Source organism: Burkholderia oklahomensis C6786 (genome assembly GCF_000959365.1).
GTDB lineage: Bacteria > Pseudomonadota > Gammaproteobacteria > Burkholderiales > Burkholderiaceae > Burkholderia > Burkholderia oklahomensis.
In genome coordinates, this window is sequence record NZ_CP009556.1 from 759,491 (window position 1) to 779,515 (window position 20,025).

Consider the following 20,025-nt stretch of genomic DNA (forward strand, 5'->3'; position numbering starts at 1 on the left):
GACGGTGTGTTCACTGCATTCTATTTCAGGCCATGGCCGACAGCCGACCACTTCCGTTCGATTCGAATCTATTAGCCAAGCTTCAGGCCGGATCGCCGCTGCTGTGGCTCAATCCGCATCAGGGCGCGCTGCCCGACACCGCGCTGACCGCCGCCGACCTCGCCGCCGCCGGCGCGCGCCTGCGCCGCTGCGGCGGTTTGCTGGCCGCGCTGTTCCCCGAGCTGCAGTCGTCGGGCGGCCGGATCGCGTCGCCGTTGCAGCCGGCCGACCGGCTGCAGCGCGCCGATCGTGCGCCGGCGGGCGCGTGGTTCGTCAAGCGGGACGACGCGTTGCCGGTCGCGGGATCGATCAAGGCGCGCGGCGGCTTTCACGAAGTGCTCGCGCTCGCCGAGTCGATCGCCGAGCGGCACGGCTTGCTCGACGCAAGCACCGACGCCGATCGGCGCGCGCTCGCGAGCGATGAAGCGCGGGCGCTGTTCGCGCGCTACACGGTGATGGTCGGCAGCACCGGCAATCTCGGCTTGAGCATCGGGATGCTCGCGTCGGCGCTCGGGTTTCGGGCTGTCGTGCACATGTCGGCCGATGCGAAGGCGTGGAAGAAGACGCGCCTGCGCACGCGCGGCGTGGAGGTCGTCGAGCACGCGGGCGATTACGCGAAAGCGGTCGATGCCGGGCGGCGGCAGGCCGCCGGGATGCCGTACTGTCATTTCGTCGACGACGAAGGATCGCGGATGCTGTTTCTCGGCTACGCGACAGCCGCAGCCGAGCTTGCCGGGCAACTCGCGCAGGCGGGGCGGACGGTCGATGCGCGTCATCCGCTGTTCGTCCACATTCCGTGCGGCGTCGGCGGCGCGCCAGGCGGCATCGTGTACGGACTGAAGGCGCTGTACGGCGAGCACGTGCACGGCTTTCTCGCCGAGCCCACCGCGTCGCCTTGCGTGCTCGTGCAGCTCGCGAGCGACGTCGAGCGCCCCCTATCCGTCTACGACGTCGGCCTCGACAATCGCACCGAGGCGGACGGACTGGCGGTCGCGCAGGCGTCGCACCTCGCCGGCCCGCTGCTGCGCGCGCAGGCGGCGGGCGTTTTCACGGTCGACGATCGGCGGCTCTTCGCCAGCCTCCTCGACGCTCGCGAGCAGCTCGGCATCGATCTCGAGCCGTCCGCGGCGGCGGCGTTCGGCGGCCCCGCGTGGATCGCGGCATCGGATGCGGGGCGCGAATACATGCGCGCCCGGGGGCTCGATCCGAGCGCGGCGACGCACGTGATCTGGGCGACCGGCGGCTCGCTCGTTCCACCGGAAGAGCATCGGCGCTTTCAGGCGCGTGCGCGGGCGGAGCGGCACGCGGATGATGCGGGCGCGTGAGCATGCGTACGATTCGCTGATTCAGCCGATATCCGCGGATTCGGTCGTGACGCGCAACAGTTGCTGCTTGGCGTGTCGCGCGCGATGCGCGTTCCAATCGATGCGACGAACGAGCGGTCTTCGATGCACGCGACCGCGAACGTTCGAACGGACTGCTGATCGTCCGAAACGAAGCCGCTCGCGTACCGGTGCGTCCGTGCGCGAAACGTGACGCGTCCGGCCGGAAAACGCGGTGCGCGGAATTCTCAAACTACACTGAGCGCCGCCGCGCCGCGCCGCGCCGCGCCGCGCCGAATGCCGGTTCGGCGATTCCCGATCCGCCGCCCTTCGCCGCTCGCGTCGCCTTCACCGAAGCCGCCGATCGGTTGTCGTTCCGCGCGATTCTCTCGCAGCGTGCGGCGGCGCGCGTGCGCGCTATGCAAGGTTGCGCCGCGTATCGCGCCGCGCGTGACGGATCAGCCACGCCTCCATCGTCGCGATGTCGTTCGGACGCCGCGGCTCGTTCGGATAGACGATGTGGTAGCCGACCGACAGCGGCAGCGCGAAATCGAACAGCCGGCACAGTCGCCCGGCCTCGATGTCGCGCCCGACGAGCTGATCGCTGACGAGCGCGACGCCGTGCCCCGCGATCGCGGCGTCGATCGCGAGCGACGATTGATTGAAGCGCGGGCCCCGGTGCGGATCGATCGCGACGCGCTCCGGCATCGCGGCGAGAAACTCGGGCCACAGATCGTGCGCGTCGTGCAGCAGCACGTGGCCGGCGAGATCGCGCGGGCTCGCGAGCGCGCCGGGCGATGTCAGCAGCGACGGGCTGCATACCGCATAGATGTCGACCGGAAACAGGAAGCGCGTGACGAGCCCCTTGCCGAACGGCGGCTTGCCGTAGCGGATCGCGAGATCGACGCCGTCGCTCCGGAAGGTCGCGAACTGCGAATCGGCGATCACCCGGATGTCGATGTCCGGATGCTCGTCGCCGAAGCTCGCGAGCCGCGGGATCAGCCAGCGCGACGCGAACGACGGCGTCGTGCTGATCGTGACGCTCGAACGGCGCTTGACGAGCCTGTCCGTCGCGTCGCCGATCAGATTGAGCGCGCGCTGCACGTCGGAGAAATAGGCGAGCCCGTCGGCCGTCAGCGTGAGGCCGCGCGGCAGGCGCTCGAACAGCTTGATGCCGAGCACGTCCTCCAGATGACGGACCTGCTGCGCGACGGCGCCTTGCGTGACGCCGATCTCGTCGGCCGCCGCGCGGAAATTCAGGTGCCGCGCGGAGACTTCGAACGTGCGGAGCGCGTTCAGCGGAGGCAGTCGGCCGGGTGTCGGGGCAGGCATACGGAATCAGTAGAAAAACTATCGTTTGGCGTCAGAAATGATGATTCGACACGGAGAATCGCCGGGCCTAAATTACCACGTCAATAAGACATGCATGGGCGATGCCGCCCGCACGAGCAAGCAAAGGAGGTTGTCGTGACTGTAGAAAAAGTTGCCTTGATCACGGCGGCGGGCAAGGGCATGGGCGCGGCGATCGCACGCGAGCTGGCGTCGACCGGCTATCGCGTCGCGCTGATGTCGCCGTCGGGCAGCGCGGCCGCGCTCGCGGGCGAACTGGGCGGCTTCGGGATCTCGGGCTCCGTGACCGACGAGTCCGACATCGACCGGCTCGTGCGCGAGACGCTCGCGCGCTATGGCCGCATCGACGCGGTCGTCAACAACACCGGCCATCCGCCGAAGGGCGACCTGCTGTCGATCGCGGACGCGAGCTGGCACGACGCGCTCGATCTGATCCTGCTGAACGTCGTTCGAATGATGCGCCGCGTGACGCCGGTCTTCCAGGCGCAGGGCGGCGGCGCGGCCGTCAACCTCTCGAGCTTCGCGGCCGTCGCGCCGGAGCAGCCGATGCCGGTGTCGTCGGTGCTGCGCGCGGCGCTCGGCGCGTGGACGCGCCTCTACGCCGAGCGCTACGCGGCCGAGAACATCCGGATGAACGCGGTGCTGCCGGGCTTCGTCGACAGCTGGCCCGAGACGCCCGAGATCGTCGCGCGGATTCCGGCGGGACGTTTCGGCAGGACGCAGGAGATCGCGAAGACCGTCGCGTTCCTGCTGTCGGACGGCGCCGGGTATGTCACGGGGCAGAGCATTCGCGTCGATGGGGGGATCGTGCGGGCGGTGTGAGGGGGCGGCGGCGCGCGGCTTGCGTCGAAACGTTCACTTGGCCGAGCCGCGCCAGCCGATCGCATTCGCCGCGACGATGCCGAGCGGAATGCCGAACAGCGTCACGGCGGCGGTGCCGAGATACGCCTGCGATACCGCTCGGCCGGCGCGCTCGGGGTGGGTCATGACGTTGTGATCCTGCGGACGGGAAGTGCGCACAGGGTATGCAAGGTCCGGATTTCCATCTTGGGTGAATATGCTCTTCTGCGTTGAAATCGATTCGACATTCGGCGAAGCGGACGCGATGCGAAGTCCGACGCCGGGCGATATCAACGGGGCGCGATTGCATTCGGCACGCGCTTGACGCGATCGGCAGCGATGACCCAAACTGGCCGGGCCGAGCCCGCGATTGCGCGAGCGCCGAACAAGCCGCATAGGGCGCGCGACGACGCGCGTAGCATCGAACGTATTCGCGCCGGAAGTCTCGCGATGCGCCCGGCCGATCGGCAAGATCCGTTCACGAACCCGCTACCCGGTTGCGATCCGACCGCGCGTCGCGCCGCAGGTTGATTGCGATGCCCGCTTTCGTCCGACTATTCTGCGCGGCATGCGTCTGCATGGCCGCCCATTGCGCGAACGCGTCGCCGACGGAACCCGACGCCGATGACGCCGCACCCGCCACCCTCGTCAGCGATGTTCACGTGTTCGTCGTCCAGCACGACGGCTCCGTCGACGAGCACGACGATTCGACGCTGCGCGCGAACACCGCAAGCGGCATCGACGACGTCGCGCAGCGCTACGTGTGGTTCAACAAGGACATCGACCGGGTCGAGCTGCTGAGCGCCGAGACGATCGATCACGCCGGCGTCGCGCATCCGGTCGGCCCGGAGGCGATCCGCGACGTCCAGGAGCCGCGCTCCGCCGGCGCGCCGTTTTTCGAGGACGGCGTGCTGCGCTCGGTGATCTTTCCGGGCGTCGATGCGGGCGCGCGCACGCGCCTCGTGTTTCGCAAGTCGCGTACGAAGCCGCGCGATCCGGGGTTCTTCGGCTATTTCGTCGCGCCGTCGCGCATGCCCGTCGATGCGCAGCGGCTGATCTTCGATTTGCCCGCCGACATGCCGCTCTACGCCGACGCGCGCGGCTACGTCGCGCTCGCGCCCGTGACGGAGAACGGCCGTACACGCTACGCATTCGACTATCGGCACGGCCCGTATCCGCGCATCGAGAACGGCTCGGTCGGCTACGCGACGTACGGCGATCGCCTGATGGTGTCGACGCTGCGCGATTTCGCGTCGTTCGCCGAGCGATATCGCGCGGCGGCCGTCGACGCGAGCGCGCGCGATCCCGCCGTCGCGCGGCTCGCGCAATCGATCGCGGCGAACGCGAACGCGTCCGATCCGCGCGCGAAGGCGCAGGCGATCTACGACTGGGTGCGGATGAACGTCCGCTACGTCGCGCTTTTTCTCGGCGAGACCGCGGCCGCGCCGCACAAGGTGACGGACATCCTGCGCAACCGCTACGGCGACTGCAAGGATCACGTCGCGCTGTTCGGCGCGCTGCTCGCGGCGGTCGGGATACGCAGCGAGCCCGTGCTGCTCGATCTCGGTCCCGTCTATACGCTGCCCGCCGTGCCCGGCTATGGCGGCAGCGCGATCAATCACGCGATCACGTGGCTGCCGGATCTCGGGCTCTTCGCCGATACGACGGTCGGCGGCGTCGAGTTCGGCTATCTGCCGCCCGTCGTGATGGATCGGCCGGCGCTGCTCGTTGACGAAGGCGTGCTGACGCGCACGCCGGCGACGCAGCCGCGCACGCGCGACGCGCGCCTGCGGATCGACGTCGATGCAAGCGGGGCGGCGAGCTATCAGTATTACGTCGAGGACGCGGGCTGGACCGCGGAGCTCGAACGCAGCGTGTTTCGCCAGGCGGCGCGCGAGCGCGTGCAGCAGCTCGCGACCGATCGCCTGCGACAGAGCGGCTTGCGCGGCACCGCGCGGCTGGGCGCGGGCGAGCGCGACGCGACGAGCGGGCCGTTCTCGACGTCGATGACGGGATCGCTCGATCATTTCGTGTGGACCGACGGCACGACCGCGCTGCCGGCGCTGTCGAGCCTGTCGGGCGGCATCGCGACGCAGGTGCAGGGCTGGCTCGCGGAGCCGGTGCGCACGCAGCCGTGGCTGTGCATCGGCGGCGATTTCGACGAGACCGCGCAGATCGCGCTGCCCGACGACGTACGCGTGACCGACCTGCCGGGCGATGCGCACGTGCAGGACCGCTTCTTCGATTACGAATCGCACTACGTGCTCGATGCGGCGGCGCGCGTCGTGCAGATCACGCGGCGCTTGCGCGCGCGCTTCGCGCATCAGGTGTGCTCGCCGGAGGATTTCGATGCGGCGCGCGCGTCGCTCGAACGAATCGAGCGCGATGCGCTCGCGCAGATCGTCGTGCGCGCGAAGACGCACGATTGACGACGTTCATGCGCGGCCGCAGCCGGCTTCTGCGAATTCGGATCAGCTCCGGCAGCGCCCGCGATAACTCTCGACTTCCGCATCGTACGCGGCGAGAAACGCCTTGCCGAACACGGACGCGAAATCGTCCTCGATCGCGAACAGTGTGTCGCGATGCGTCGTCGTATAGCGGTCCCACAATCGCGCCTTGTACAGCACGGGCAGGCGCTTCTCGTACCACTGCGGCGCGGCGTCGCGCTCGCGCAGGCGTTGCGGCGAGAAGCGCGTGAGCAGGTCCATCAGCGCGGCGCGCATGCCGGCCACCATGCCGATCTGGTGCGCGTGCAGATCCTGGAACGCGTCGGAAACCGCGCTTTGCGGCGACATGAAGCCCGGCAGCGGCAGCCCGAACATCTGACGCAGCACCGCGCTGCCGTCCGGCAGCAGCTTCAGCGGATTGTTCTCGCGATCGAGCAGCATCGTCATGTCGGCCTTCACTTCGCGCTTCAGGATGCTGCGCGACGACAGCAGCTCGACCGTGCCGTTCGCGAACAGCGCGAGAAGCTGTCCCGCGATGAAAAGCTGCTCCGCCGACCAGTGATGCGGCTCGGCCGCGGTATCGAGACCGGCGCCCTCGAAGAACGCTTGCAGCAGTGTCTCGGGCGCCGCCGGCGCCGACGCGCGCACGTGCGACGGCATGTTGCGCGCATCGGTCGCGCTCGCGGACGGCGTGTCGGGCGTCGCGCCGGATTGCGCGGCGGGCGGCGGCGCGGACTTGGCCGGCTGCACGCGAACGTGATGCGTCCATTCGGGCGCGTGGTCCGGCTGCGTGACGGGCTGCGGCCCGCGGCGCTCGCCGTCCCGCGCGACGCCGGACGGCGCATCGAAGCTGTCTTGCGGCTGCGCGAACAGATCGAGCGGATCGGTCGACAGTTGATGCAGGTCGCGCGGCGCGGCGGGCGTCGACGCATCCGGATCGTGCGGCGCTTTACTATTCAGCCGCTCCGCGGCCGGGGTCGGCTGCGCGCCGGCCTTGCTGCCGGCAGCCTGCGTCCTGCCGAGTCCGAAGCGATCGTGCAGCAGGCCCCAGAGCTTGTTGCTCGCGCCCCTCGCGTCCGCATGCGACGCGGGCGACATCGGCGACACGGGCGGCGTGCTCGAAGCCGCGGCCGCCGTTTCGACGGTCCGCTCGATCGTCGCATCGTCGGGCTCCGCGCGCAGCAGGTAAGGCCCGATCCGGATGATGTCGCCCATGTTGAGGCGCTGCGCCTGCGCATAGCCGATCGGCACGCGATTCACCTCGATGGTCGACACGCTGCTCAGGTTCTTCAGCAGGCACGCGTCGTCGCCCACTTGCAGCAGCGCCTGCAGACGCGAGATTTGCCGAGTGTCGTCGCGCAGCACGAGATGATTGTCGCTGTCCCGTCCGATGGTGCCGCCCGGCGGACGAAACACGACGGCGCTACGGTCGTCGGTGTCGACCGGCTCGCCCGCGTGTTCGATAACGATCAGTTGCATATCGATACGTCGTTCGATGGATGAAGCGTTCGCATGGAAACCGATTCGCTCAGGATGACGACGCATGTTTGCGACGCGCGGCCTCGAACGCCGGTCCCCAGATCGGATGCCCCTTTTCGGCAGGGGACAGATCGAAGCGCGGATTGAGGTCGAGAATCCTCGAGAACTCGGCGCGGCATTGCGTGACGCGCCTCGTCACGCAATAGCTGAACGCGAGCAGCTTGTGCGCGGCGACTTGCGTGTTGACGTCGGCGCCGTCGATGTCGCGCGCATGGCTGCCGAGCAGCGAAATCGTGCGCCCGTAATCGCCCGCGTTGTACGCGGCGCGTGCGCTGTCCACCGTGGCTTGCGCGACGGACGGAGTGGGGGGATTCGTGCCGCAACCGCCAATTCCCGCCAAGAAAAAGCCAAGGAAAATATAAAGCGACGATCGGCCTTTCATTCTCGAATTGACGGTTTTAAGTGAATGGACAGGGGTGACGCGCCGTGCCGTTGGATTCTAGTTCCAATAATTGGAAAAGGACCGGCTGTTACCTTTTGTTTCATCTTGAAACAATAAGTCGAATTAAAGTCCGGATCTCGTGCCGGCTTCGCCTTGTGAAGTGGAGAAGTTGAACCTATAGTTCGGTGTGATTTTTTGACTTTCGTCGGTTTTTCAGCGCTTATTGCAATGCGTAAGAGCTTGTCGCTTTTTGGGCGGCATAAAGGACTCGGCGTGAAATAAGCTTCCTGAATCGCCGCTCGCGCCAGGCGGGCGGCGGGGCGTGCCGCGTCTTCCCGGCTGGCGTCCGCGCAATCGGATCGGGCAACCGCAACGAATCAATCCTGTTGATAATGTCAGGCATTGTCCGCAAGTAATTCGGCTGCTCGAATTCCCGGAAATTAAAATTCAACGGAATTAATTGGTGATTTGACCCGGCTTTACATTCAAGAAAATTCCCGGGTGAAATTGCAATGAAAGGATGTGGAAATTTAAAATTAATCGACCTGAATAGATCGTCACCTTATTTTTTATTCGATCCGGCTTCCGCTTCGGGGAAGCCGGCGGGCGTCTTATTGCGATGCAAGGAAAGAGACAGACAATGCGACGGCGCTCCAGTGGTTTCATCGTATTGGGATGCGTGCTGCTGCTTCCGGGGTGCGGGGCGACCGAACGTTCGGTCGCGGTGCCGTATGCGATCTCGCTCGACGTCGCGCCCGACGTCAATCCGGACATCAATCGCAAGCCGTCCCCGATCGTGCTGAAGGTGTTCCAGCTGAAGACGGCGTCCGCGTTCGAGAGCGCCGATTTCTTCTCGCTGCAGGACAAGCCGGAGAGCGTGCTCGGCCCGGATCTGCTCGGCGTCGACCGGATCATCCTGCGGCCGGGCGATGCGCGCACGCTCCACTATCGCGGCAACGTCGACGCGAGCGCGCTCGGCATCGTCGCCGAGTATCGCGTGCTCGAGAAGAACCGCTGGCGGCTCACGGTGCCGCTGCCGAGCGCGAAGCAGCTGAACCTCTACCGATTCTGGCAAACCTCGCCGAGCGAAATGAAGTTGTCGATTGCGGTCAAGAACGGCGGCATCGGGCTCGGCGGCGATTCGCGAGTACGCCCATGAACGAGCCGGTGTTGTCCGCGACCCCCGCTGCGGCGCTGCGCCAACGCGTGATCTGGACCGAGGGCATGTTCCTGCGGCCGCAGCATTTCCAGCAGCTCGAGCGGCATTGGGAGCGCTACGTCGGCATGCGCTGCCTGCCGTTGCAGGGCTTCTATTGGGGCTTCGACGAATTGCAGATCGATCGCGAGCTGCTCGCGCTCGGAAAGGTCGCGCTGCTCGCCGCATCCGGCGTGATGCGCGACGGCACGCCGTTCGATCTGTCGCATCCCGACGATCGGCCCGAGCCGCTCGACGTGCCCGCCGACGCGAAGGACCAGCTCGTCGTGCTCGCGCTGCCGCTGTGGCGCGGCGGCGCGGAAGAGGTGTCGTTCGGCGGCGACGGCGATGCGGGCTTCGCGCGCTACGTCGTGCGCGAATACGAGGTCGCCGATGCGAACGAGGTCGCGCTCGGCCCCGCGCTGCTGCAGACCGGGCGCCTGAACGTGCGGCTGATGCTCGAATCGGAGCTGACGGGCGATTGGGAGGCGCTCGGCGCCGTGCGGATCGTCGAGCGGCGCACCGACGGGCGGCTGCTCGTCGACGACGGCTACATTCCGCCGCGGCTCGTCGCGCAGCGCGATCCGGTGCTGCTGCGGCACACGCGCGAGCTGCACGGGCTGCTGACGCAGCGCAGCGAGGCGCTTGCCGAGCGCCTGTCGGAGCCGGGGCGCGGCGGCGTGTCCGAGGTGGCCGATTTCCTGCTGCTGCAGCTCGTCAATCGCTATCTGGCGCTCACGTGGCACGCGCAGCAGGACGTCGCCGCGCATCCGGAGGCTTTGTTCTGCGACTGGCTGAAGCTCGCGTGCGACCTGAGCACGTTCACCGCGGCGGGCCGGCGGCCGCAGGCGCTCGCCGTCTACCGGCACGACGATCTGCGCACGAGCTTCGGCGAGCTGATGGCCGAGCTGCGGCGCTCGCTGTCGACGGTGCTCGAGCAGAACGCGATCCAGATCGAGCTGCGCGACGCGGGCAACGGGATGAAGGTCGCGACGATCGCCGATCCGGCGCTGCGCGATACCGCGGGCTTCGTGCTCGCGGTGCGCGCCGACGTGCCGGCCGACAGCCTGCGCGCGCGCTTTCCGGCGCAGGCGAAGCTCGGCCCCGTCGAACGGATCCGCGATCTCGTGCAATTGCAGCTGCCGGGCATCGCGATGCGGCAATTGCCGGTCGCGCCCCGGCAGATTCCGTATCACGCGGGCCACACGTACTTCGAGATCGACAAGGGCGGCGAGATGTGGAAGCAGCTCGAGCGCTCCGGCGGCCTCGCATTTCATTTCGCCGGCGAATTTCCGGGACTCTCGATGGAGTTCTGGGCGATTCGCGGATGAGGACGGGATGTCGCGATGAACTCTTCTTCCGATTCGTTCTCGGCCGGCACGGGCGGGTTCGTGCCGCCGAATCCGGGCGGCACGCATCCGGGCGCGGCGTCGGCGCCCGCCGGCTCGGCCGCGTCGCAGCCGAGGCCGGGCCGCTGGGCGGCGAGCGGCACGAATCCGCTCGTCGCGGCCGCGAATCCGCTGCTCAACCTGGTGCCGCAGATCCGCTCGACCGTCCATCATCCGAACCCCGCGTGGCTGCGCGAGCATCTCGTCGTCGAGATCCGGCAGTTCGAGGAGCGCGCGCAGCAGGCGGGCATCGCGTCCGAGGCGATCATCGGCGCGCGCTACTGCCTTTGCACCGCGCTCGACGAAGCCGCCGCGCTGACGCCGTGGGGCGGCAGCGTGTGGTCGTCGCACAGTCTGCTCGTGTCGTTCCACAACGAGACGTGGGGCGGCGAGAAGTTCTTCCATCTGCTCGAACGCCTGTCGCAGCAGCCGCGCCAGCATCTCGACCTGCTCGAGCTGCTCTACTTCTGTCTCGCGCTCGGCTTCGAAGGGCGCTATCGCGTGCTCGACAACGGCCGCGCGCAGCTCGACGCGGTGCGCCGCCAGCTCGCGCAGACGATCCGCTCGGTGCGCGGCGAATTCGAGCCGGCGCTGTCGCCGCATTGGCGCGACGTCGTCACGCGCGACGTCACGCGGCGCTTCACGGTGCCGCTGTGGGTGTGCGTCGCGCTCGCGCTGCTCGTCGGCTTCGGCGTGTTCGCGGGCCTGCGCGTCGCGCTCGCCGGTCACTCGGATCGGCTGTTCGCGTCGATCGACGCGCTGCACGTGCCGCGTTTGCAGCCCGCGCAGCCGGCGCCGCATCCGGCGCCCGCGCCGCGCGTCGCGAAGTTCCTCGAGCCGGAGATCGCCGCGGGCCTCGTGACCGTGCGCGACGAAGCCGATCGCAGCGTGATCGTGCTGCGCGGCGACGGCCTGTTCGAATCGGGCTCGACGTCGGTGATCGACCGCTACATGCCGGTGCTGATCCGCGTCGCCGATGCGCTGAACAAGGTGCAGGGCAGCGTGCGCGTGAGCGGCTATACCGACGACGCGCCGGTCCGCACCGCGCGCTTCGCGTCGAACTGGGACCTGTCGCGCGAGCGCGCGGAAGCGGTCCGCGGCCTGATCGCCGCGCGGCTCGACCGTCCGGACCGGATCACGGCCGAAGGGCGCGGCACGCTCGACCCGGTCGCGCCGAACGATTCGCCCGCGAACCGCGCGCGCAACCGGCGCGTCGAGATCACGCTGATGCTCGCGCCCGGCAGCGACGCCGCGCGCGCGACGAAGGAGACGCCCTGAGCATGAGCCACGCTGTCGCACGCATCGTTCGCCCGCTGCCGTCGCGGGAAATCTGGACGTTCGCCGGCCTCGTCGTGCTGGCGTTCTTCATCTGGCTCGCCGGGCCGCTGCTCGCGTTCGCCGACGTCCGGCCGTTCGAGAGCGGCTGGGTGCGCGGGCTCGCGATCGTCGCGCTGTTCGTCGCGTGGGGCGCGCGGATCGCGTGGCGCAACTGGCGCGCGGGCCAGTTGAACGCGCAACTGCTGAACCAGCTGCGCGAAGCGACGCCGCGGGCCGCCGCGACGGGCGACCCGGCGCAGGCGCAGCTCGACGAGCTGCGCAGCCGCTTCGACGAAGCCGCGACGCTCCTGAAGAAAGTCCGCTTCGACACCGCCGACGCCGTGCGCAAAGGCTTGCCGCAGTGGCTCGAGCGGATGTCGCGCCAATATCTGTATCAGCTGCCGTGGTACGTGTTCATCGGCGCGCCCGGCTCGGGCAAGACGACGGCGCTCGTCAACTCGGGGTTGAGCTTCCCGCTCGCCGAGCAGTTCGGGCGCGCGGCGATTCGCGGCGTCGGCGGCACGCGGCATTGCGACTGGTGGTTCACGAACGACGCGGTGTTGATCGACACCGCGGGCCGCTATACGACGCACGAGAGCAACCGCGCGCTCGACGAGGCCGAATGGAAAGGCTTCGTCGATCTGCTGAAGAAGTACCGCGCGCGCCAGCCGCTGAACGGCGCGATGCTGACGATCAGCGTGGCCGATCTGCTCGGCGCGTCGGAGGCGGAGCGCACGCAGCACGCGATGGTGCTGCGCAAGCGCCTGCTCGAATTGCGCGCGCAGCTCGGCATTCGCTTTCCGGTGTACCTGCTCGTGACGAAGGCGGATCTGCTCGCCGGCTTCGCCGAATATTTCAGCGGCTTCGGCCGCGCCGAATGCGCGCAGGTGTGGGGCTTCACGTTCCCGCTCGCCGAGAGCGAAGCGCCCGGCTTCGATCTGCGCGCGGCGTTCGATCGCGAATACCGGTTGCTGCACAAGCGCCTGAACGACGGGCTGCCCGAGCTGCTCGCGTCGCAGACCGACGCGCACCAGCGCGAGATGACCTACCTGCTGCCGCAGCAGGTCGCCGATCTGCAGGACATGCTCGGCCAGTTCGTCGCCGAAGTGTTCTCGGTGTCGAGCTTCGAGCCGATGCCGATGCTGCGCGGCGTCTATCTGACGAGCGGCACGCAGGAGGGCACCGCGTTCGATCGCGTGATGAGCGGGATCAAGCGCTTCCTGAAGATCGAAGGCGTGCCGCCCGTCGCGCAGGCGGGCTCGACCGGGCGCAGCTTCTTCCTGAAATCGCTGTTGCAGGACCACATCTTCCGCGAGGCGGCGCTCGCCGGCAGCAACCTGCGCTGGCATCAGCGGCAGCGCGTGCTGCAGATCGTCGGCTACGCGGCGCTCGTGCTGCTGTGCGTCGCGGTGCTGTTCGCGTGGCTGCGCAGCTACTCGCGCAATCGCGACTACCTCGATCAGGTCGCCGCGCGCGTGCCCGCGGTCGATGCGCAGATCAGTCGCGCGAAATTCACGGGCGCGGCCGACATCGTCCAGCTGCTGCCCGTCCTCGACGAGCTGAGCGGCCTGCCGGACGCGGGCGGCGTCGACTTGCGGCATCCGCCGCTCGCGTATCGCTGGGGCTTGTTCCAGGGCGAGAAGATCGAGGAGGCGGGCGACGTCGTCTATCGGCGCGCGCTCGACGACGTGCTGCTGCCGATCGCCGCGAGCCGGATGGAAGCGGCGCTGCGCGAGGCGCAGCCGGACGAAGCCGAATACGCGTACGCGGCGCTGAAGGCGTATCTGATGCTGTACGACAGCGCGCATTACGATCCCGCGTTCGTGCAGGCCGTCGTCGATCTCGAAATGGAGCGCGCGCTGCCCGCCGATTTCTCGCCCGCGCAGCGCAGCGCGCTGCGCTCGCATCTCGGCGCGCTGTTCGGCAATCGCGTCGCGGTGTCGCCGTTTCCGATGAACGAGCGGCTCGTCGCCGACGTCCGCGAGCGCCTGCGGCAGGTGCCGTTCTCGCAGCGCCTGTACCGGCAGCTCGCGCGCACGCTGCGCCCGAGCACGACGTCGTACGACTTCAGCGTCGCGCGCACGGTCGGGCCGGACGCGTCGCTCGTCTACCGGCGGCAGAGCGGCAAGAGCCTCGCCGACGGCGTGCCGGGGCTCTACACGCGCAGCGGCTATCGGAACGTGTTCGCGCCGCGGCTGCCCGGCGCGATCGACTCGTACGGGCGCGAGGAGGTATGGGTGCTGAATCTCGGCGCGTCCGAGATTCCGAACCCGAACGACGCGGCCGCGTGGGCGCGCGACATCCGGCAGCTCTATCTGAACGACTACATCAAGACCTGGGACGACTATCTGGCCGACATCCGGTTGCAGCGCACGTCGACGCTCACGCAGAGCATCCAGGTCGCGCGGACGCTGTCGTCGGCGGATTCGCCGCTCACGCGGCTGATGGTCGCGCTCGCGCGCGACACGCCGCTCGGCGATGCGCCGGGCGGCGCGCGCAACCTCGCGTCGCGCGCGCAGGACAAGGTCGACGAGGCGCGCAGCTCGCTCGCGCAGATCTTCGCGGGCCAGCCGGGCGGCGACGCGGGCGCCGCGGCCGCGGCGCCCGCGAGCCCCGAGCAGATCGTCGACAGCCACTTCGCGGGCCTGCGCGCGTTCGCGCCGGGCAGCGGCGATCAGGCGGCGTCGTTCGACGCGGTGCTGAAGGCGATCGACGCGCTGTACACGTACCTGACCGCGACCGACGACGCATTGCGCAGCGGCGCGACGCCGCCGCCGTCCGACGCGCCCGCGCGGCTGCGCGCGCAGGCGGGCCGGCTGCCGACGCCGTTCCGCGAGGTGCTCGACGACTTGTCGAACGTCGCGAACGGCAGCGTCGCGAGCGTCGAGCAGCGCAACGTCGCGCAGCGCGCGGGCGCGAACGTCGGCGATTTCTGCCGGCAGGCGATCGCCGGGCGCTATCCGTTCGCGCGCGGCTCGTCGCGCGACGTCGCGCCGTCCGACTTCGCGCAATTGTTCGCGGCGGGCGGCCTGATGGAGGACTTCTTCCAGAAGAACCTGCAATCGCTCGTCGACACGACTGCGCATCCGTGGCGCTTCAACAACCGCAACGCCGACGCGGACCCGTCGGCGGCCGCGATGCTCGGTGCGTTCGAGAAGGCTTCGGTGATCCGTGACGTCTACTTCGGAGGCGGCGCGCGGACCGCACAGATCAAGGTCGAGATCGTGCCGCTCGAAATGGACCCGTCGATCTCGGAGATGGTGCTCGACATCGACGGCCAGATCGTCCGCTACGCGCACGGCCCGCAGGTGCCGACCGCGGTGCAGTGGCCCGGCACGCGCGGCAGCAATCAGGTGCGGCTGCAAGTGACCGGGCAGGCGGGCGCGACGGGCGGCTTCATGACGGAAGGGCCCTGGGCGCTGCATCGCCTGTTCGATCGCGCGGGCGTGTCGGGCGGACGCGGGCCCGAGCAGATGGTCGCGAGATTCTCGGTCGACGGCAAGCCGATCGTGCTGCAGGTGACGGCGAGCAGCGTCCGCAATCCATTCCGGTTGCCGCAGATGGAGTCCTTTACATGTCCTCCGAAGCAATGAGCACGACGCCGACGACGCTCGCGTACGACGGCGAGCCGCCCGCCTGGTACGGGAAGATCCCGGGCGCGGGCGACTTCGTCAACCATCGGCTGTCGCACGAGCTCGCCGGCTGGTGGGAACGCTGGCTCCAGCAGGGAATGACGGCGATGCGGCAGCGCGGCGCCGACGAGATCGAGCGCTACTACACGGTCGCGCCGGTCTGGAACTTCCTGATTCCGGCGGGCGCGGGCGCGCAGTGCGTGCAGCCCGGCTGCCTCGCGCCGAGCTGCGATCGCGTCGGCCGCTACTACCCGGTGATCGTCACGCTGCCGATGCGCACCGCCGATTACTGGAGCGGGCTGCCGGACGTCGCCGACGCGTTCTACTGGCAGGTCGGCAGCGCGCTCCTCGATGCGATCCGGCACGCGCGCGCGCCGGTGCAGCTCGAGCAGACGCTCGCGAAGGTGCGGCTCATGCCGGGCGCCGCGCAATCGACGGTGTACGGGGGCGCGGGCGGCGGGCGTCGCGAAAGCGGCCGGAGTGGCTGGAGCGGCGAAAGCGGCGAAAGCGGTGAAAGCGATGAAGCAGGCGAAAGCGGCAACGCGGCGAACGATTCGCTCGCGCAGCCGCTGCCGGCCCCGCCCGCGACGCCCGCGTGGCCCGGACTTTCCCAGTACTTCGATCCGCACGGCGCGACGAGCTTCTGGTGGACCAATCGCGCCGACGGATCGCCGCTGCGCACGCACGCGCATACCGGCGCGCCGGACAGCCGGTTGTTCGTGCGGCTGTTCGGCGGCGTCCAGTCCGGCGCATAGCGAAGGCGCGTAACGACGGCGTGTAACGACGGCGCGCGGAGCGAAGCGGCGCGCGTGCCGCGCGCCATGACGCGACGGACCGGCTCGCGACATCGACGCGATCCGGCCGCGGTTCGCGGGATCAAGAGGTGGCACATGACGGACCCATATTCGAGAGACAACGAGCAAGAGACCGTGACCCGGAGCGCAGCCGCCGAATTTGCGGTGCGGCCGCTGCCGCTCGGCCATCGTCTCGGCGAATTGCAACTGGACGATGTGCTCGGCGTCGGCGGCTTCGGGATCGTCTATCGCGCGTTCGACCGCACGCTGCGGCGCGCGGTCGCGATCAAGGAGTACATGCCGTCGATGCTCGCGACGCGCGGCGGCGACTACACGGTGTCGCTGCGCTCGGAGCGCTTCGCGCAGGCGTTCGACGCGGGCCGCGGCGCGTTCCTCAACGAGGCGCGGCTGCTCGCGCAGTTCGATCATTCGGGGCTCGTCAAGGTTTTGCATTTCTGGGAGAGCCACGGCACCGCGTACATGGTGATGCCGTTCTACGAAGGGCGCACGCTGAAGCAGCTGCTCGACGGCGGCCTGCAGATGGGCGAGACGCAGTTGCGCAACATCGTCGCCGCGCTGCTCGGCGCGCTCGACACGCTGCATCGCGCGCAGTGCTTCCACCGCGACATCGCGCTCGACAACATCCTGATCCGGCCCGACGGCAATCCGATCCTGCTCGACTTCGGCGCGGCGCGCAAACGGATCGGCGATCTCGTCGACGACAGCGCGATGATGATCAAGCCGGGCTACGCGCCGATCGAGCAATACACCGACGATCCGGCGTTCAGCCAGGGGCCGTGGACCGACCTGTACGCGCTCGGGGCGGTGATGCATGCGATGGTCGCGGGCGAGCTGCCGCCCGCGGCGGTCGTGCGCAGCATCAAGGACACCTATCGGCCGCTCGCGACGCGCGAGTTGGCGGCGCGCGAGCTGTACAGCCCCGCGTTTCTCGCGGCGATCGATCATGCGTTGCAGCTTCGGATCGCCGATCGGCCGGAGTCGGTCGCGGAATTCGCGGCGGAGCTCGGGCTGCGCGAATTCGATCGGCCGCCTTATGTCGCGCCGATGGCGATGCCGCCGGCGCAGACGCAGCCGCGTCAGCCGGCGGGCGATCGCGACGCGACGGCCGCGCCGCCGCACGGCGTCGAGCAAGCGGCGCAGTCGCGGCCGCGTCAGCAAGAAGGTGATCGGGGCGCGGCGGCGGCAGGGTCCGATGCCGCACAAGCTGCGCAGCCGCAGCAGCATGGGCAGAGAGATAGAGACGCGGCGGCGCAAGCCGGCGTCGAGCAGACGACGCAATCGCAATCACGTCAGCAGGCCGGCGATCGTGACGCGACGTCCGCGCAATCCGGCATAGCGCACGCGCAATCGAATCGGCAAGCGGGCGACCGGGACGCGATATCCGCGCGATCCGACGCCGAGCGAGCGGCGCAATCGCCGCCGCATCGGCCGGCGAGCGACGGAGACGCAGCGCCTGCACAGCCCGGCGTCGAACGAACGTCTCGACAACCACAGCGCGAACAGGCGAGCGACCGGGACGTGTTCCCGGCCCGGAAGACCGGCGCCGGCGGGCAGTCGTCGCCGCGGAAGCCCGCGTTTTCGCCGCGAGACGGCATGCCGGCGCCCGAATCGGCCGGCCCGCATGCGCGGCACGGGCAAGCGGGAGCGCCGGAGCCCGACGCGCCGCCTGTCTCCGATTCGCCGCGCGCGCGCGATGCCGTCGGGACTGCCGCGGTCGCGGGGGGCGGCGCTTCGTCGGCGTCGGCGGCAGCGGCTTCGAGTTCGGCCGGGGCTTCGACCGCAAACGCTTCGACCACAAACGCTTCGACCGCCGCGACCGCCTCCGCCGCGCCGCGCCCAGACGCGCGCGCCGCGCCGCTCGGCGATATGCGCCGGCGGCTGCGCGATCGGCGGACGATCGCCTACGCGGGCGGCGCGCTTGCCGTGCTGATCGCGATCGGCATCGGCGCCGCGTATCTCGTGAAGCCGGCACGCGACGTCGAGACGGCGACGAACGCGAGCGTGCCGCCATCGCCGGCCGCGACGCCCGCGCCTGGCGGCAGCGCGCCAGCACTCGCGCAGCGCGAGCCGCAGCCCGCGCTGGCGCCGCCTCCGGCCGCCGCGCCGGCGCCCGCGTCCGCCGACACGGCCGTGCACGAGCCCGCTCCGACGGTCGCGACGACCGTCGGCGGCGAGTCCGCGCCGCAGGCGACACCGCAAAGCGCGCAGCCGGCCGCGCCGCAGATTGCGAACAACACGGGCGCCGCGCCCTCCCGAAACGCGCCGGCCACGAACATCGCGCCGAAGGGAAGCCTCGATTCGACGGAGACGGTCGTCGCGAACCCGTCGGCGAGCGGCGTCGCGCAGCCCGCGTCGACGTCCGTCGCCGCAGAGGCCGCCGCCGCCGCCGCCGCGGCCGACCAGCGTCCGCCGGATACGTCGGAGACGATTCCCGTGCGTTTCCACGTGCGCCCGTGGGGCGACATCTACGTGAGCGGCGTGAGGCGCGGCGCGAGTCCGCCGCTGCGGTCGCTGTCGCTCGCGCCGGGCGTTTATCAGATCGAGATCCGCAACGGCGCGCTGCCGCCGCTGCGGCGCACGGTGAAGATCGATCCGGGCAGCAAGCCGGTCAACATCGACTATGCGTTCGAGTGACGTCGACGTGCCGGCGCGCGCCGCCGGCTCCGGTCCATCCACGGGAAGGCCCATGCAGAGTTCAGACCTGATCGAATCGTTGCTCGCCGGCGTCGCGCCCGACGCGCCGTGCGGCGCGAATCTCGAATACGAGCAGGATTTCCTGCGGCTGCTGGAGAGCGCGACGCCGCATCCCGAGCAGCAGTACGGCGATACCGTGATTCCGGCCGAGGCGCCGGACTGGGGCGCGGTCGAGCGTCTCGCGCTCGAGCTGTCGGCGCGCACGAAGGACCTGCGCGTCGCCGCGTATCTGGCGCGCAGCTGGACCGAGCTGCGCGGCATTCCCGGCTATGCGGACGGGCTGAAGGTCGTCGCGGGGATGCTCGACCGATGGTGGGACGACGTGCATCCGCGCCTCGACGCCGACGGCGACCACGATCCGACGCTGCGGATGAATGCGCTGGCCGAAGTCGCGGGCGCGCACGACTGCGCGCGCGCCGCGCGCCGGCAGGCGCTGTTCGACGGCGGGCCCAGCGTGCGCGACGCCGAGCGCGTGTTCGACGGCCGCGACGCGGGCGCGGAGCCGTATCCGGGCGGCCGCGAGCGGTTGATCGCCGATCTGACGCGCGCGCGCGACGGCGGGCAGCCGACTGTGCAGGCGGCGTTCGCCGCACTCGACGCGCTCGATGCGATCCGTGCGCATGTCGCGTCGAAGCTCGGCGGCGAATGGGCGCCGGACACGAGCGACTTCGAGAAGGCGCTGCGCCGGATCGTGCGCGACGGGCTTCCGCCGCCCGCCGCGCCGCAAGCGGAGGACGCGTCGGGCGCAGCGGCCGCGACCGACGCGGCCGACGCCGCGACGAACGGCCGCGCATGGCGCGATGCGGAGGTGACGAGCCGCGACGACGTGCAGCTCGGCCTCGACAAGATGTGCCGCTACTTCGAGCTGCACGAGCCGAGCCACCCGGCGCCGATTCTGCTGCGGCGCGCGCAGCGGCTGCTGTCGCTCGACTTCTACGAAATCATCCGGGATCTCGCTCCGGAGAGCCTGCCGAAGCTCGACATGCTGAGCGGCCAGCGGAGCGAATGATGCGAGCGCCGCCGCGAAGGCGGCGGACCTGATCGACGCAACCTGATGCAGAGGAG

The 20,025-nt window shown here is 69.5% G+C and carries 14 protein-coding genes; 10 read left to right on the forward strand and 4 right to left on the reverse strand.

Features of this window, described 5'->3' with window-relative positions; translation table 11 throughout:
• The first annotated feature begins 32 nt into the window (after positions 1–32).
• A complete protein-coding gene (locus BG90_RS21370) occupies positions 33–1,364 on the forward strand; it encodes a D-serine ammonia-lyase (protein ID WP_010107452.1) in 1,332 nt (443 codons plus the stop codon).
• 414 nt (positions 1,365–1,778) lie between these two features.
• Here the strand turns inward: BG90_RS21370 and BG90_RS21375 are convergent, their stop codons facing one another.
• Entirely contained in the window at positions 1,779–2,693 is a 915-nt protein-coding gene (locus BG90_RS21375; RefSeq protein WP_010117750.1) for a LysR substrate-binding domain-containing protein, read from the reverse strand.
• Positions 2,694–2,828: 135 nt separating this feature from the next.
• Between BG90_RS21375 and BG90_RS21380 the strand changes: the two genes are divergently transcribed.
• Positions 2,829–3,533: an SDR family oxidoreductase gene (locus tag BG90_RS21380; RefSeq protein ID WP_010117751.1), complete on the forward strand. Its 705-nt coding sequence runs from the start codon at positions 2,829–2,831 to the stop codon at positions 3,531–3,533.
• Between the two features lie 33 nt (positions 3,534–3,566).
• Here BG90_RS21380 and BG90_RS37750 read toward each other — a convergent pair whose 3' ends face one another.
• On the reverse strand, positions 3,567–3,698 hold the full coding sequence (locus tag BG90_RS37750) for a hypothetical protein (protein WP_010117752.1): 132 nt from the start codon (positions 3,696–3,698) through the stop codon (positions 3,567–3,569).
• A 389-nt stretch (positions 3,699–4,087) separates the two neighbouring features.
• Between BG90_RS37750 and BG90_RS21385 the strand changes: the two genes are divergently transcribed.
• Positions 4,088–5,980 carry a transglutaminase family protein gene (locus tag BG90_RS21385; protein ID WP_025990103.1) on the forward strand — a complete coding sequence of 631 codons (1,893 nt, stop codon included), beginning with the start codon at positions 4,088–4,090 and terminating at the stop codon, positions 5,978–5,980.
• 42 nt (positions 5,981–6,022) lie between these two features.
• Here the strand turns inward: BG90_RS21385 and tagH are convergent, their stop codons facing one another.
• Positions 6,023–7,477, reverse strand: a complete 1,455-nt coding sequence (gene tagH / locus BG90_RS21390) for a type VI secretion system-associated FHA domain protein TagH (protein WP_010117755.1) — start codon at positions 7,475–7,477, stop codon at positions 6,023–6,025.
• Between the two features lie 49 nt (positions 7,478–7,526).
• Positions 7,527–7,919, reverse strand: coding sequence for a TssQ family T6SS-associated lipoprotein (locus BG90_RS21395; protein ID WP_045568382.1), 393 nt, complete (start codon positions 7,917–7,919; stop codon positions 7,527–7,529).
• Between the two features lie 640 nt (positions 7,920–8,559).
• Here BG90_RS21395 and tssJ point away from each other — a divergent pair.
• The 7 genes from tssJ (at position 8,560) to tssA (ending at position 19,969) form a co-directional block, all read left to right on the forward strand.
• On the forward strand, positions 8,560–9,078 hold the full coding sequence (gene tssJ, locus BG90_RS21400) for a type VI secretion system lipoprotein TssJ (RefSeq protein ID WP_010117757.1): 519 nt from the start codon (positions 8,560–8,562) through the stop codon (positions 9,076–9,078).
• Positions 9,075–10,445, forward strand: a complete 1,371-nt coding sequence (gene tssK, locus BG90_RS21405) for a type VI secretion system baseplate subunit TssK (RefSeq protein WP_010107464.1) — start codon at positions 9,075–9,077, stop codon at positions 10,443–10,445. The genes tssJ and tssK overlap by 4 nt, the downstream gene beginning before the upstream one ends.
• Positions 10,446–10,460: 15 nt before the next feature.
• Positions 10,461–11,780, forward strand: coding sequence for a DotU family type VI secretion system protein (locus BG90_RS21410; protein WP_010117758.1), 1,320 nt, complete (start codon positions 10,461–10,463; stop codon positions 11,778–11,780).
• Positions 11,781–11,782: 2 nt separating this feature from the next.
• Positions 11,783–15,412: a type VI secretion system membrane subunit TssM gene (gene tssM, locus BG90_RS21415; RefSeq protein ID WP_010117760.1), complete on the forward strand. Its 3,630-nt coding sequence runs from the start codon at positions 11,783–11,785 to the stop codon at positions 15,410–15,412.
• Entirely contained in the window at positions 15,394–16,206 is an 813-nt protein-coding gene (gene tagF, locus BG90_RS21420; RefSeq protein ID WP_081469883.1) for a type VI secretion system-associated protein TagF, read from the forward strand. Before tssM ends, tagF begins: the two co-directional genes overlap by 19 nt.
• A 135-nt stretch (positions 16,207–16,341) precedes the next feature.
• Positions 16,342–18,900 carry a serine/threonine protein kinase gene (locus BG90_RS21425; RefSeq protein WP_045568383.1) on the forward strand — a complete coding sequence of 853 codons (2,559 nt, stop codon included), beginning with the start codon at positions 16,342–16,344 and terminating at the stop codon, positions 18,898–18,900.
• 52 nt (positions 18,901–18,952) lie between these two features.
• Positions 18,953–19,969 carry a type VI secretion system protein TssA gene (tssA, locus tag BG90_RS21430; RefSeq protein ID WP_010120740.1) on the forward strand — a complete coding sequence of 339 codons (1,017 nt, stop codon included), beginning with the start codon at positions 18,953–18,955 and terminating at the stop codon, positions 19,967–19,969.
• Positions 19,970–20,025: the final 56 nt, after the last annotated feature.

Bases quoted from the DNA above. Each gene is read 5' to 3' on its own strand.
- BG90_RS21370 (WP_010107452.1), top strand. From the start codon at position 33: ATGGCCGACAGCCGACCACTTCCGTTCGATTCGAATCTATTAGCCAAG.
- BG90_RS21375 (WP_010117750.1), bottom strand. From the start codon at position 2,693: ATGCCTGCCCCGACACCCGGCCGACTGCCTCCGCTGAACGCGCTCCGC.
- BG90_RS37750 (WP_010117752.1), bottom strand. From the start codon at position 3,698: ATGACCCACCCCGAGCGCGCCGGCCGAGCGGTATCGCAGGCGTATCTC.
- BG90_RS21385 (WP_025990103.1), top strand. From the start codon at position 4,088: ATGCCCGCTTTCGTCCGACTATTCTGCGCGGCATGCGTCTGCATGGCC.
- tagH (WP_010117755.1), bottom strand. From the start codon at position 7,477: ATGCAACTGATCGTTATCGAACACGCGGGCGAGCCGGTCGACACCGAC.
- BG90_RS21395 (WP_045568382.1), bottom strand. From the start codon at position 7,919: ATGAAAGGCCGATCGTCGCTTTATATTTTCCTTGGCTTTTTCTTGGCG.
- tssJ (WP_010117757.1), top strand. From the start codon at position 8,560: ATGCGACGGCGCTCCAGTGGTTTCATCGTATTGGGATGCGTGCTGCTG.
- tssK (WP_010107464.1), top strand. From the start codon at position 9,075: ATGAACGAGCCGGTGTTGTCCGCGACCCCCGCTGCGGCGCTGCGCCAA.
- BG90_RS21410 (WP_010117758.1), top strand. From the start codon at position 10,461: ATGAACTCTTCTTCCGATTCGTTCTCGGCCGGCACGGGCGGGTTCGTG.
- tssM (WP_010117760.1), top strand. From the start codon at position 11,783: ATGAGCCACGCTGTCGCACGCATCGTTCGCCCGCTGCCGTCGCGGGAA.
- tagF (WP_081469883.1), top strand. From the start codon at position 15,394: ATGTCCTCCGAAGCAATGAGCACGACGCCGACGACGCTCGCGTACGAC.
- BG90_RS21425 (WP_045568383.1), top strand. From the start codon at position 16,342: ATGACGGACCCATATTCGAGAGACAACGAGCAAGAGACCGTGACCCGG.
- tssA (WP_010120740.1), top strand. From the start codon at position 18,953: ATGCAGAGTTCAGACCTGATCGAATCGTTGCTCGCCGGCGTCGCGCCC.